We start from the raw sequence: 13,701 nt of genomic DNA, 5'->3' as shown, positions 1-13,701 counted from the left end.
GATGTCCGCACATGCGACAGCGGCGTCACCGTGTTCAGGTCACGGTGACGCCGCTGCCGGGGGGAAGCACCTGAGCGATTTGTTACGACGGGGGAATCGCGTCAGGCACTGCGGGGGGTGGCCGAGATGGTCCTCACATCGGGGATCTCCGGCTGCTCGAGCCGGTGGTCCCGCTGGTCCAGGTTCACAAAGATCATTCCGTAGCGGATGGCACACCGCACAGGCTGCGGCGCCCCCCGAGGCCGCCGCAGACACCGGTACGCCCGCACGTCGCCGTCCTCGTCCAGCGTGACGACGACCGGCTCACCGAAGACGGTCACCATCAGGGAGTCACCGGCGTGCGGGATCGCGGTGACCAGGTCGATGAAGTGCCAGCCGGAGCGGTAGGCGGTGGCCATTTCACGACGGAAGGAGCGGCCGTCGGGTGGAGTCGTCATCACTCAGCCCCAGGTGCTGTCGTCTTCGCCGAGCGGAGCGTGCTCCGCACCCGGCGCGCTCGAAGCAACCGTGGTAGCAGTCATTCCCCAGGTACTGTCCGCCCGCGTCTCAGCCTTCGCGCCGCTGAGACCGGTCAGCGCACCGACGGCCACGACGACGGAGAAGGCGGCAGCAAGCACCGAGCGAAGCAATGTGTTGCGCATAATCGGCTTCGTCCTCACTTGAAGGTCCCCTCTTCCCCCGTCGGATAAGACGATGGCTCATTCGGGCACGTCATGGCCACACAATCGGTGCATCATGTTCCTGCACGTTCAGGACCCTGGGGGGTGGAGATTTGATAGCGAATCGGACTAAAGCACCACATCCCCATGCGATGTCCGAACTGTGCGAGGAGGGCAGCCGTCTCTACTCGGCCGCCCTGCGCCTCGGACGGGTGGCCCGGCAGGACGCGGAAGCCGTGCCGTGCCTGATCGAGTTCGCCCTGCTGCACCCCGATCCGGACGACGCGAACTGGCTGCGCCCGGTGCCTCCGTCCATCGCCCTGGCCCAGCGGCTCAACTCGATCGAGCGGGAGATCGCCGAACGCCGGCGCGCGTCGATCGAACTGGCCGACGCCTTCGAACCCTTCCTCGCACTCGGCGCCCACACCACCACCAACACGCACTCGATAGCGGTCCTGGAGGGGCTGGACCGCATCAACGCGGCACTCGACCTGGCCACGGCCGAGTGCCGCTCGGAGATGCTCACCGTCCAGCCGAGCAGTCGCCGCCTGGAGCACACGCTGCTGCAGGGGCTCGAACGCGACAAACCGCTGCTCGACCGCGGAGTACGCATCAGGACCCTCTACCAGCACACGGCCCGGTACAGCCCGGAAACGCTGGGGTACGTGTCCCAGTTCTCCGACGGCAAGGTCGAGTACCGGACGATCGACGAGCTGGTGGAGCGCCTCATCATCTGTGACGAGACGGTCGCCTTCATCCCCACCCGCGACGACCGGCAGGTGGCTCTGGAACTGCGTCACCCGGGTCTCGTCCGGTACCTGATCAAGGTCTTCGAGTTCATGTGGTCCCGCGCGGTGCCGCTGAGCACGGGGGCTCCCTACGAAACCGCACCCGACGGCATCACGGAGATCCAGCACTCGATCGCCAAGCTGCTCGTCGAAGGGCACGTGGACGAGGCCATCACCCGCCGCCTGGGCATGAACGTGCGCACCTGCCGGGCGCACATAGCCAAGCTGGCGGGGGCCCTGGGCAGCGGCAGCCGCGCCCAGCTCGGCTACCTCATAGCCCAGTCCGGCATCCTGGAACAGGACGACTGAAGGCCGACCGGAGACCCTCGCATGACGGCACAGGCGCGCGCCCCGCACCCCGAGCACGGCCCCGAGGAGCTGTGCCCCGCGGGGACGCTGCTGTACCGACGCGCCCTGGACGAAGGCCGGGTCACGGAGCGGGAGACCGCCGCGACGCCCTGCCTGCTCGACTTCGGGCTGCTCCAGCCGTCCCTCGACGCCCCCGACCGGCTGGAGCCCGTACCGCCGGTCGTCGCGCTGCACCGGTTGCTGCGTACGTCGCAGGAGCGGATCGCCGACGAACGCCGCCGGGAGGAACGGCTGGCCGAGACCTTCACGGCGTTCGTGCGCGCCTCGTCGCCGTCGACGGCCGGGGAGAGCGCCGTGCTCAGGCTCCTCAGCGGCAAGGAGCGCATCGACCGGACGATCGGCGAGGTCATGGCCGAGGCCACCGACCAGGTCCTGACGATCCAGCCCCACAGCACCCACATCGGTCCGGACCCCCGTGTCCACGAGGCCGCGCTGGAACGCGACCAGGCGCTCCTCGACCGCGGCGGCCGCATCCGGACCCTCTACCAGCACACGCTGCGCCACGCTCCCACCGTGCTCGCCCGCTACGAGCGCCTGCGCGGCGACGTGCGGGCCCGCACCCTCGACGAGGTCACCGACCGCCTCATCGTCGTGGACCGCTCCGCCGCCTACATCCCGGCCAACACCGACCGCACGATGGCCCTCGAAGTCCGCCACCCCGCCCTGATCGCCTACTTCGTCAACACCTTCGACCGGCTGTGGCACCTCGCCACGCCCATGTACCCCCAGGCCGTCCACCAGCCCACCCTCAACGGCATCACGCCCCGCCAGCGCGCCATAGCCGCCCTGCTCGTCGAAGGCCACACCGACGGCGACATCGCCGACCGCCTCGGGATGAACGTGCGCACCGCCCGCGTCCACATCGCCAAGCTCGCCGCCACGCTCGGCAGCGAGAGCAGGGCCCAACTCGGCTATCTCATCGGGCGGTCGGGGATTCTCGACCGGGAAGGATGACGGGGGCCGCGGAGGCGCGCGGGGAGCCGTCCAGACCGGCCTGGGCTATCCGGACGCCCAACTGCGTGCGGCTGGCGGCGCCCAGGGTCTCCGAGAGGCGGGCGATGTGCGCGCGGGCCGTGCGGACGCTGATGCCGAGGCGTTCCGCGATCACCGCGTCCTGGTGGCCCTCGGCGAGCAGCGCCGCGATGGACTGCTCGCGGTGCGAGATGCCCTCGATGCCGGTGGCGGGCAGCGGCGCGGTCAGGGGGATCGCCAGCCGCCACAGGCGTTCGAAGACCGTGACCAGGTAGGCGACCAGGGCCGGGTGGCGCAGCTCCAGGGCCATCGTGCGGTCGGTGTTGGCGGGGATGAAGGCGACCGTGCGGTCGAAGAGGATGAGACGGTCGATGACCTCGTCCAGGGTGCGGGCCTCCACCGCGTCACCCATGAGTTCGAGGTAGTTGAGCAGGCCCTGCCCGTGCCGGGCCACGTGCGTGTACAGGTCCCGCATCCGCACCCCGCGCCCGCGCAGCGCCAGCGCCCGGTGCAGACCCTCGGACAGCTCGTGCTCGCGCCGGATGCCGCCGGGCTGGACGGTGAGCACCTGCGTCGTGCAGGCCTGCGTCGCCTCGTCCATCGCGGCCTGGATGCGGGACAGGCCGTCGAGCACCCGGATCGCCGTGCCCTCCGTGCCGGCCGGGGACTGCAGCAGCCTGCCCAGGTCCGCGTACCACTCGAAGGCCTCCACGGCCGAACCCACCCGCCGCTGACTGGCGCTGACCTCGTCGTGGACGCCGCGCAGCAGCCGGGTCATGACCTCCTGCGGGGAGGTGGGCACCAGCCAGTCCATGTCGTCGGGGTCCGGGTGCAGCAGGGCCAGTTCCAGGAGGCAGGGGACCGGCTCGGCGTCCTGGCGCGGCACCCTTCCGCGCCGTACGGCCCGGGAGTACACGCGGTCCCCGGCCGCGCACAGCCGCTCGGCCCCGTGCGGGTGCTCCTGAGCCCCGTGCCCGGCCATCGCCCATCCACCCCCGGTTCCGGCTCTTCCGCAGCGCAACTATGCGCGGCCCGGACCGGCTCCGCAACACGGCTTGGCCCCGCTCAAAGACCGAAAGGAGCCGGTTACGACCGGAATGCCCCGAGGGTGGAACCGGAAGGACACACGGGCTACTTCAGGCCGAGCTCCGCGCACGCGTCCGCGTACTTGGCGGTGCAGATGTCGGTGACCTTGTAGAAGCCGTCGGCGACGACCGTCTCCTCGATGTTGGCCTTGGTGAGGGCGACGACGGGGACGAGCTGGGCGGGCACGCCCTTCTGGGTGGGGCTGTCCACCTTGTCGCGGGCGAGCGCGTCGAACTGGATGTCCCGGCCCTGGACCCGCGCCACGGCCATCTCCGCGGCGTTCTCGGCCTGCTGCGGGTAGGACTTGTACACGCTCATGTACTGCTCGCCGGTGACGATCCGCTGGACCGCCGCCAGCTCCGCGTCCTGGCCGGTGATCGGGGGCAGGTCGGTGACGCCCGCGTCCTCCAGGGCCTTGATGATGCCGCCCGCCATGCCGTCGTTGGCCGAGTAGACGCCCGCGATGTCGTCCTTGCCGATCTTCTTGATCGCCTCGGCCATGTTCGCCTCGGCGTTCTCCGGCTTCCAGTCCTTGGTGTCGAAGGACTGGGCGATCGTCACCTTGCCGTTCAGCTCGGACAGCGCGCCCGCCTTGAACTGCTTGGCGTTCGGGTCGATGGACGAGCCGTTCATCATGACGATCTTCTCGGAGCTGCCCGGGTCGCCGCCGAGCGCCTCGATGAGGGAGCGGGCCTGGACCTCGCCGACCAGTTCGTTGTCGAAGGAGATGTAGCCGTCGACCGGGCCCTCGGCCAGCCGGTCGTAGGCGATGACGGGGATGCCGGCGTCCTTGGCCTTGCGCACGCCGTCCCCGATGGCGTGGGCGTCGACCGGGTCGAGGACGATCACGTCGACCTTGTCCTCGATCATCTGCTGCAGCTGGTCGGCCTGCTTGGTGGCGCTGGCCTCGGCGTTGGCGTACTTGACGATGCCCTCGTCCCGGGTGAGCTCACCGATCTTCTTCTTGAAGAAGGGGTAGTCGAACTGCTCGTACCGCGTGTTCTCCTTCTCCGGCAGCAGCAACCCGACCAGCAGGTCGTTGCCCTGGGTCGGGCTCGCGTCGTCGCTGCTCTCCGACGCGCCCAGCACGCCGCAGGAAGCGAGCGAGAAGGTCATCAGGGACGCGGCCACGGACAGGGCGGTTCGACGGGCACGGCTGCTCACTGCGCTGGACCTTCCGACACACGGGTTTGGCTGGAACCGAGGTGACCCGGATGACCCAGGTGAAGGGAAGCCAACGCTGTCTTCACCAAATCGTCAAGAAGTACTGGACCAATGAGACTGCACCGTTGTGAACAGGCCCCGGAGGACGCGTCGGTCCTCCGGGGCCTGCGATGCCGTTTCCCTTGTGCCGCCGGTCAGTCCGAGGGCTGGCCGTGGCGCTTGGGCCGCCAGACCACCAGGGCGCTGGTCTGCTGTACCTCTTGGTAAGGAACCAGGTCACGGCGGTACGACGCGTGTACGGCGGCCTCGCGCTGGCGCATCGCCGTGGCCGCTCCGTCGAGGGCTGCGGCCAGCTCGGCCGCGCGTGCCTGGAGCTCGGCGACCTGGTTCTCCAGCTCGATGATGCGCTTGATTCCGGCCAGATTGATGCCCTCGTCCTGCGACAACTGCTGGACCTGTCGGAGCAGTTCGATGTCGCGGGCCGAGTAGCGCCGGCCGCGGCCGGCCGTGCGGTCCGGGGAGACCAGGCCGAGGCGGTCGTACTGGCGCAGCGTCTGCGGGTGCAGGCCGGAGAGCTGGGCCGCCACCGAGATGACGTAGACCGGGGTGTCCTCGGTCAGTTCGTACGGGTTGCGTCGACGACCGTCCATTCCGTCAAGCTCCCTTCGCGGCCTGGAACAACTCCGCCCGCGGATCCTCGTCCGCGGTCGCCTCGCGATACGCCTCCAGTGCGTCACGAGCCTTCCCCGTCAGATCCTTCGGAACACTCACCTCCACGGTGACCAGGAGGTCGCCGCGGGTGCCGTCCTTGCGGACCGCTCCCTTGCCCCGGGCCCGCATGGTGCGGCCGTTGGGCGTGCCCGCCGGCAGCTTGAGCGTGACGGGCGGACCGCCCAGGGTCGGGACCCGGACCTCGCCGCCGAGGGCCGCCTCGGCGTAGGTGACCGGGACGGTGACGGTGAGGTTGTCGCCCCGGCGGCCGAAGACGGGGTGCTCCTTGACGTGCACGACCACGTACAGGTCGCCCGCCGGACCGCCCCGCTCGCCCGGCGTGCCCTTGCCGCGCAGCCGGATGCGCTGCCCGTCCGACACCCCGGCGGGGATGCGGACCTGCATCGTCCGCGAGGACTTGGCGCGTCCGGAGCCCTTGCAGACCTCGCAGGGGTCCTCGGCGATCAGGCCGCGGCCCTTGCAGTCGGGGCACGGGTCGGTGAGGGAGAAGCCGCCGCCGGAGCCCCGCGCGACCTGGCCGGTGCCGACGCAGGTCGGGCACACGCGCGGCGTGCCGTTCTTGTCGCCGGTGCCCGAACAGGCCTTGCAGGGCGCCTGCGAGGACATCCTGAGCGGCACGGTCGCGCCCTCGATGGCCTCGGTGAAGCTGAGGGTCACCTCGGACTCGATGTCCTGCCCGCGCCGCGGCTGCGTGCGCGTGCCGGCGCCGGGCCCGCCGCCCGTGCGGTTGAACAGGCCCCCGAAGACGTCGCCGAGGCCGCCGCCGAAGCCGCCGGCGCCCTGGCCCCCGCCCTGGGCGCCGCCTCCGAAGAGGTCGCCCAGGTCGAAGTTGAAGGTGCCGCCGCCGGCGCCCGGCCCGGGACGGAATCCTCCGTTGCCGAAGAGGGCGCGGGCCTCGTCGTACTCCTTGCGCTTCTTGGGGTCGCCGAGGATGTCGTTGGCCTCGGAGATCTCCTTGAAGCGCTCCTCCGCCCTGGCGTTCCCCTTGTTGGCGTCCGGGTGGTTCTCGCGGGCGAGCTTCCGGTACGCCTTCTTGATCTCGGCCTCGGTGGCGTCCTTGGGGACGCCGAGAACCTTGTAGTAGTCCTTCTCGATGAAGTCCTTCGTGCTCATCCCCGACGTCCCTCCTTCCTCGGCTTCCTCGTCACGTCAAGCTCAGCCCTCGTCCGGGCCACCGCTCTCCTTGGTCCCGGCGTCGTCCTCCGTGTCGGAGGCGTCCTGCCCCTCGGAACCGGCCTCGGCCGGCTTGACCGTCTGGGCACCCGGCTGCGGCTCGGCGACCGCCACCCGCGCGGGGCGGATGGTGCGTTCGCCGATCCGGTACCCGGGCTGCAGGATCGCCACGCACGTCGTCTCGGTGACGTCCGGCGCGTAGGAGTGCATCAGGGCCTCGTGGATCGTCGGGTCGAAGGGCTCGCCCTCCTTGCCGAACTGCTGGAGGCCCATCTTGGCGATGACCGTCTCCAGCGACTCCGCGACGGACTTGAAGCCACCGACCAGTTCGCCGTGCTCCCGGGCGCGCCCGATGTCGTCGAGCACGGGAAGCAGCTCGGACAGGAGGTTCGCCACGGCGACCTCCTTGACCGCGACGCGGTCCCGCTCCACCCGGCGGCGGTAGTTCTGGTACTCGGCCTGGAGGCGCTGGAGGTCCGCCGTCCGCTCGTTCAGCGCGGTGCGCACCTGGTCCAGCTGGGCCAGCAGGCCCGCGTTCTCGCTCGCGTCCCCGGCCGGGGCCGCCCCCTCTTCGGAGGCGGCCTGCGGCTCGGCGTCGTCAGGGGTGGCGCCGGAGGGGACGTCGGGCTTCTCGTCGAAACCCGGGGTCTCCTCCGTCACGCGGCACCGTCCTTGCGCTCGTCGTCCACGATCTCGGCGTCGACGACGTCGTCGTCGGCACCCTTGCCCTCGGCGCCGGCACCGGCGCCCGGGGCCTCGCCGCCGGCGGCCTGCGCGGCCTGGGCGTCGGCGTACATGGCCTGGCCCAGCTTCTGCGAGACGGCGGCGACCTTCTCGGTGGCGGTGCGGATCTCGGCGGTGTCCTCGCCCTTGAGCTTCTCCTTCAGCTCGGCGACGGCACCCTCGACCTCGGTCTTCACCTCGCCGGGGACCTTGTCCTCGTTGTCCTTGAGGAACTTCTCCGTCTGGTAGACGAGCTGCTCGCCCTGGTTGCGGGACTCGGCGGCCTCGCGGCGGGCGTGGTCCTCCTCCGCGTACTTCTCGGCCTCCTGGCGCATCCGGTCGACCTCGTCCTTCGGCAGCGAGGAGCCGCCGGTGACGGTCATCTTCTGCTCCTTGCCCGTGCCCAGGTCCTTCGCGGTCACGTGCATGATGCCGTTGGCGTCGATGTCGAAGGCGACCTCGATCTGCGGGACGCCGCGGGGCGCCGGCGGCAGACCGGTCAGCTCGAACATCCCGAGCTTCTTGTTGTACGCCGCGATCTCGCGCTCGCCCTGGTAGACCTGGATCTGCACGGAGGGCTGGTTGTCCTCGGCGGTGGTGAAGATCTCCGAGCGCTTGGTCGGGATCGTCGTGTTCCGCTCGATCAGCTTGGTCATGATGCCGCCCTTGGTCTCGATGCCGAGGGACAGCGGGGTGACGTCGAGCAGCAGGACGTCCTTGACCTCGCCCTTGAGGACACCGGCCTGGAGGGCGGCGCCGATGGCGACGACCTCGTCCGGGTTGACGCCCTTGTTGGCGTCCTTGCCGCCGGTCAGCTCCTTGACCAGCTCGGCGACGGCGGGCATACGGGTGGAGCCGCCGACGAGGACGACGTGGTCGATCTCGGACAGCTGGATGCCGGCGTCCTTGATGACGTTGTGGAACGGCGTCTTGCAGCGCTCCAGCAGGTCGGAGGTCAGCTGCTGGAACTGGGCGCGGGTGAGCTTCTCGTCCAGGTGCAGCGGGCCCTCGGCGGAGGCCGTGATGTAGGGGAGGTTGATCGTGGTCTCGGTGGACGAGGACAACTCGATCTTGGCCTTCTCGGCCGCCTCGCGCAGACGCTGGAGCGCCATCTTGTCCTTGGCCAGGTCCACGCCGTGGCCGGACTGGAACTGCTTGACCAGGTAGTCGACGACGCGCTGGTCCCAGTCGTCACCACCGAGGTTGTTGTCACCGTTGGTGGCCTTCACCTCGACGACACCGTCGCCGATCTCCAGCAGCGAGACGTCGAACGTACCGCCACCGAGGTCGAAGACCAGGATGACCTGCTCGTCCTTGTCCAGGCCGTACGCCAGCGCGGCGGCGGTCGGCTCGTTGACGATGCGCAGGACGTTGAGGCCCGCGATCTCACCGGCCTCCTTGGTGGCCTGGCGCTCGGCGTCGTTGAAGTACGCCGGGACGGTGATGACCGCGTCGGTCACCTTCTCGCCCAGGTAGGACTCGGCGTCCCGCTTCAGCTTCTGCAGCACGAAGGCGCTGATCTGCTGCGGGTTGAAGTCCTTGCCGTCCAGGTTGACCTTCCAGTCGGTGCCCATGTGGCGCTTGACCGAGCGGATGGTCCTGTCGACGTTCGTGACCGCCTGGCGCTTGGCCACCTCGCCGACGAGCACCTCACCGTTCTTGGCGAAGGCGACGACGGACGGCGTGGTCCTGGCGCCCTCGGCGTTGGTGATGACGGTGGGCTCGCCGCCCTCCAGAACGCTGACGACGGAGTTAGTCGTGCCCAGGTCGATGCCGACCGCACGTGCCATGGTGAATAACCTCCAGCTGACTTGAGTGGAACAGGCTCAAGTGTGCACGACACCCGGCGATGGGTCAACAGACGTGAGTCGAGCGGACTCAACTCTTATCCGTTCCTTACGCGCAATGAGCCGCCGACCTGGGGATTCCTCGCAACCGCGGCCCGATGAACCGGAAAAATCGCCACCCGAAAGGACGCATCGGCCGGGACTCCGGCCGCCCCGCGCGGGCCGTGGGACGCGCGGGGGTCAGGGTTGCCTCAGCGACGCAGATCACCGCACGTCCGACTACAGTGCGGCAGAGGATGGGGGTACTCTCGAACGGACTGAATAAGTTACCGCTTAGTAATACCGCCCCCTCGCAACCTCGCAGGCCCGAGGAGCCCCCAAATGCAACTCGCCGCGATCATCGTGTCGCTGGTCCTGATCGTGGTCGGCGTCGCACTGTTCGGCCGCGCCGTCCTGCAGATCTTCACCTACATGCGGCTGGGCCAGCCGGTGCCGGCCGGAACGCGGACCAACGACCCCGTGGACCGCACCGTCACCGTGGTCAGGGAGTTCCTCGGCCACACCCGGATGAACCGCTGGGGCATCGTCGGTGTGGCGCACTGGTTCGTCGCGGTGGGCTTCTTCTCCCTGCTGCTGACCATCGTCAACGCCGTCGGCCAGCTCTTCCAGGCCGACTGGATCCTGCCGGTCATCGGCGACTGGGCGCCGTACAACGTCTTCGTCGAGTTCATCGGCACCATGACCGTGCTCGGCATCCTGGTCCTGATCGTCGTCCGGCAGCTCAGCCACCCGCGCAAGCCGGGCCGCAAGTCCCGCTTCGGAGGCTCCAACTTCGGCCAGGCGTACTTCGTCGAGGCCGTCATCCTCATCGTCGGCGTCTGCATCTTCATGCTGCACGCGCTGGAGGGCGCCCTCCACCACGTGGACGGCTACGAGGCGTCGTTCTTCATCTCGTACCCGGTCGTCTCCGCGCTCGGGGACCTGGACCTCGGCACGCTCCAGAACCTCGTCTACTTCTTCGCCGGACTGAAGATCGCGACCTCCTTCATCTGGATGATCACGGTCGCCCTGAAGACCGACATGGGCGTGGCCTGGCACCGCTTCCTGGCCTTCCCCAACATCTGGTTCAAGCGCGACGCGAAGGGCGGCACCGCGCTCGGTCCGCTGCTCCCGATGACCTCGGGCGGCGAGCCGATCGACTTCACCGACCCCGGCGACGACGACGTCTTCGGCGTCTCCCAGGTCGAGCAGTTCTCCTGGAAGGGCCTGCTCGACTTCTCCACCTGCACCGAGTGCGGCCGCTGCCAGTCGCAGTGCCCCGCCTGGAACACCGGCAAGCCGCTCTCCCCCAAGCTCCTGATCATGTCCCTGCGCGACCACGCGCACGCCAAGGCCCCCTACCTGCTGGCCGGCGGCGGCAAGACCATGGAGGGCGAGGAGAAGGCGTCCGAGGAGCAGCTGAAGGACGTCCCGGCCGCCGCCCTCGCCGAGGCCGAGCGCCCGCTGATCGGCACCCTGGAGGAGCAGGGCGTCATCGACCCGGACGTCCTGTGGTCCTGCACCACCTGCGGCGCCTGCGTCGAGCAGTGCCCGGTCGACATCGAGCACGTCGACCACATCGTCGACATGCGCCGCTACCAGGTCATGATCGAGTCGGCGTTCCCCTCCGAGGCCGGCACGATGCTCAAGAACCTGGAGAAGAAGGGCAACCCCTGGGGCCTGGCGAAGAAGCAGCGCCTGGAGTGGCTCAAGGAGCTGGACTTCGAGGTCCCGGTCGTCGGCAAGGACATCGAGGACCTCACCGAGGTCGAGTACCTCTACTGGGTCGGCTGCGCCGGCGCCCTGGAGGACCGCGCCAAGAAGACCACCAAGGCCTTCGCCGAGCTGCTCCACATCGCGGGCGTCAAGTTCGCGATCATGGGCGGCGACGAGAAGTGCACCGGCGACTCCGCCCGCCGCCTCGGCAACGAGCCCCTGTTCCAGGAGCTCGGCATGGAGAACGTCATGTCCCTCAACGCCGCCTTCGGCGAGGAGATGGACGAGGACGGCAAGGTGGTCCCCGAGTCGGCGAAGCCCAGGTCGGCGAAGAAGATCGTCGCCACCTGCCCGCACTGTCTCAACACCCTCGGCAACGAGTACCCGCAGCTCGGCGGCGACTACGAGGTCGTCCACCACACCCAGCTGCTCCAGCACCTCGTCGACGAGGGCAGGCTGCTCCCGGTCACCCCGGTCGAGGGCATCATCACCTACCACGACCCCTGCTACCTGGGCCGCCACAACAAGATCTACACGCCGCCGCGCGAGATCATCGCCGCCGTCCCGGGCGTCCGCAACGAGGAGATGCACCGCCACAAGGAGCGGGGCTTCTGCTGCGGCGCCGGCGGCGCGCGGATGTGGATGGAGGAGCGGATCGGCAAGCGCATCAACAACGAGCGCGTCGACGAGGCCCTGTCCGTCAACCCGGACATCGTCTCCACCGCCTGCCCCTTCTGCCTCGTCATGCTCACCGACTCCGTGAACGGCAAGAAGAACGAGGGCAAGGCCAAGGAGTCCATCCAGGTCGTCGACGTCGCCCAGCTCCTGCTGGACTCCGTCAGGACCCCGGCCGACCCGACCGGCGAGCCGGAGCCGGAGAACGAGCCGACGCCGGAACCGGTGAAGTAGCCGCCGCTCACCCGCACGACCGACACCCCCGGGTCCCGTACGGAACCCGGGGGTGTCGCCGTTTGTCGAACGCGTGCATGATGACCGGGTCGTTGTCGGTGATGGTGGTACGGGTCGATACGGACGAGGTGAACGGTGCGGCGCCTGCGAGGAAGCACCCTGAGCGGCACGGCCGCCGCCGGCTGCCTGCTGCTGCTCACCGCCTGCGGCCACGGCCCGGCACCCGCCGCCGAGGACGCCGCCCCCACCCCCGTACGCGCCGCCCGGGCCCCCGCCCTGCTCCCCGTCCCGCACGGCGAGGGCAGTGAGGTCCCCGACGACTTCAACGGCGACGGCCACCGCGACCTGGTCCTCGACGACCTGGTCAAGGCGGAGAGCCACGCCGACGACGCGGGCATCGGCATCGTCTACGGCTCGGCTCGCGGACTGGTGCCGGGAGCGCGGCAGCTGCTCACGCCGGAGAAGCACGCGGCGCCGGTGGACGGCCAGTCGCCGGCCGTCTTCGAGGCGGAGGCGAGCTGCGACCTCGACGGCGACGGCTTCACCGACCTGGTGGTCACCACCGACCCGCCCTACGACGGCCAGGGCCGCCCCCCGGTCCCCCTCCAGCTCCTCTTCGGCTCCCCCTCCGGCCCGACCGGCCGCGCCGCCTTGCTGACCGTCCCCGACCGGGCCCGCTACGGCAACGACTGGCCCGAGCGTCCGGTGTGCGGCGACTTCGACGGCGACGGCGCCCAGGACCTGGTCGTCCACGCCTCGGGCGGGCGCCTCAGCTACCTGCACGGCCCCTTCACCCGCGAGGGCGCCCCCCGGAAGGCCGGCGCGCCCATCCCCTCCCCCGGCGAGGCGCCGACCGGCCCCGCCGCCGACGTGAACCGCGACGGATACGACGACCTGGTCGTCCGCACCTCCACGGGCCCCGGCAAGGCGGCCGTCGTCCTCGGCGGTCCCGACGGCCCGGCCCGTACCGGGGCCACCCTGCCCACCGGCGTCGACATCGCACTGGGCGCCTTCGGCAGGGGCAAGGCGCCCGACGCCGCCGTGGGCACCCCGGACGGCATCGCGATGCGCTACGACCTGCCCACCGCGGCTGGGGGCGCCTCCCGCGCATCAAGCAGTGGGGGAGGCACCCTCGACGTCCCGGGCACCACGCTCGACGCCGCCGACTTCGACGGCGACGGCCTGAGCGACCTGGTCACCAGCGGCTCCGGCGTACGCGTGCACCCCGGCCGCGCGAACGGCCCCACCACGCGGGGCACGGCCACGGTGCGGCCGGCGGCGACCGGCACGACCCAGGTGCTGACCGCCGGCGACTTCGACGGCGACGGCCTCGCGGACCTGGTGGTGCGCACCTACCGGGGCGACACGGAGGACTCCGTCGAGGTCCACCGGGGCACGGCGAAGGGCCTGGTGACGGAACGGGCCGCGGTCACCTTCTCCACGTCGCAGTTCCTGACCCCGTAGGGGACCGGCCGCCGTACGGCCCCTAGGGCCTGTTGCGAAAGTGGATCTTGTTCGTTGATGATCACGTCCTGTGAGACGTGGGGATCTGACGAATGGCCAGTGGGCCCGGCTTGAGCCTCT

At 70.0% G+C, this 13,701-nt stretch carries 12 protein-coding genes; 4 read left to right on the top strand and 8 right to left on the bottom strand.

Annotation, left to right across the window (positions count from 1 at the left end):
• Nucleotides 1–101: 101 nt before the first annotated feature.
• Together IE94_RS0132010 and IE94_RS36365 are read right to left on the bottom strand one after the other, a co-directional pair.
• A complete protein-coding gene (locus tag IE94_RS0132010; protein ID WP_030191346.1) occupies nt 102–437 on the bottom strand; it encodes a Rieske (2Fe-2S) protein in 336 nt (111 codons plus the stop codon).
• Nucleotides 438–440: 3 nt separating this feature from the next.
• Nucleotides 441–641 carry a hypothetical protein gene (locus tag IE94_RS36365; RefSeq protein WP_063829758.1) on the bottom strand — a complete coding sequence of 67 codons (201 nt, stop codon included), beginning with the start codon at nt 639–641 and terminating at the stop codon, nt 441–443.
• Between the two features lie 170 nt (nt 642–811).
• Here IE94_RS36365 and IE94_RS0132000 point away from each other — a divergent pair, with 170 nt between their 5' ends.
• Nucleotides 812–1,756: a helix-turn-helix domain-containing protein gene (locus IE94_RS0132000; protein ID WP_030191345.1), complete on the top strand. Its 945-nt coding sequence runs from the start codon at nt 812–814 to the stop codon at nt 1,754–1,756.
• A 21-nt stretch (nt 1,757–1,777) separates the two neighbouring features.
• Nucleotides 1,778–2,770, top strand: coding sequence for a helix-turn-helix transcriptional regulator (locus tag IE94_RS0131995; protein ID WP_030191343.1), 993 nt, complete (start codon nt 1,778–1,780; stop codon nt 2,768–2,770).
• Here the strand turns inward: IE94_RS0131995 and IE94_RS0131990 are convergent.
• The 6 genes from IE94_RS0131990 to dnaK form a co-directional block, all read right to left on the bottom strand.
• Nucleotides 2,733–3,770 (bottom strand): helix-turn-helix transcriptional regulator, encoded by a 1,038-nt coding sequence (locus IE94_RS0131990; RefSeq protein WP_030191333.1) that lies wholly within the window; start codon nt 3,768–3,770, stop codon nt 2,733–2,735. The genes IE94_RS0131995 and IE94_RS0131990 overlap by 38 nt on opposite strands.
• 149 nt (nt 3,771–3,919) lie before the next feature.
• Entirely contained in the window at nt 3,920–5,038 is a 1,119-nt protein-coding gene (locus IE94_RS0131985) for a sugar ABC transporter substrate-binding protein (RefSeq protein ID WP_030191331.1), read from the bottom strand.
• Nucleotides 5,039–5,232: 194 nt separating this feature from the next.
• Nucleotides 5,233–5,688, bottom strand: a complete 456-nt coding sequence (locus IE94_RS0131980) for a heat shock protein transcriptional repressor HspR (protein WP_030191328.1) — start codon at nt 5,686–5,688, stop codon at nt 5,233–5,235.
• Between the two features lie 4 nt (nt 5,689–5,692).
• Nucleotides 5,693–6,883 (bottom strand): molecular chaperone DnaJ, encoded by a 1,191-nt coding sequence (gene dnaJ / locus IE94_RS0131975; protein WP_030191326.1) that lies wholly within the window; start codon nt 6,881–6,883, stop codon nt 5,693–5,695.
• Between the two features lie 42 nt (nt 6,884–6,925).
• Nucleotides 6,926–7,603, bottom strand: coding sequence for a nucleotide exchange factor GrpE (gene grpE, locus IE94_RS0131970; protein ID WP_030191321.1), 678 nt, complete (start codon nt 7,601–7,603; stop codon nt 6,926–6,928).
• The gene (gene dnaK, locus IE94_RS0131965) at nt 7,600–9,456 is read right to left on the bottom strand and encodes a molecular chaperone DnaK (RefSeq protein ID WP_030191319.1); all 1,857 of its coding nucleotides are present in this window, start codon (nt 9,454–9,456) and stop codon (nt 7,600–7,602) included. The genes grpE and dnaK overlap by 4 nt, the downstream gene beginning before the upstream one ends.
• 378 nt (nt 9,457–9,834) lie before the next feature.
• Here dnaK and IE94_RS0131960 point away from each other — a divergent pair, with 378 nt between their 5' ends.
• Both IE94_RS0131960 and IE94_RS0131955 read left to right on the top strand, forming a co-directional pair.
• Nucleotides 9,835–12,117, top strand: coding sequence for a (Fe-S)-binding protein (locus IE94_RS0131960; protein WP_030191317.1), 2,283 nt, complete (start codon nt 9,835–9,837; stop codon nt 12,115–12,117).
• 135 nt (nt 12,118–12,252) lie between these two features.
• A complete protein-coding gene (locus tag IE94_RS0131955) occupies nt 12,253–13,581 on the top strand; it encodes an FG-GAP repeat domain-containing protein (protein WP_030191315.1) in 1,329 nt (442 codons plus the stop codon).
• The last annotated feature ends 120 nt before the right edge of the window (nt 13,582–13,701 follow it).

The organism is Streptomyces violaceorubidus, assembly GCF_000717995.1.
GTDB classification, from domain to species: Bacteria; Actinomycetota; Actinomycetes; order Streptomycetales; family Streptomycetaceae; genus Streptomyces; species Streptomyces violaceorubidus.
This window is presented reverse-complemented; position numbering and strand designations above follow the sequence as displayed.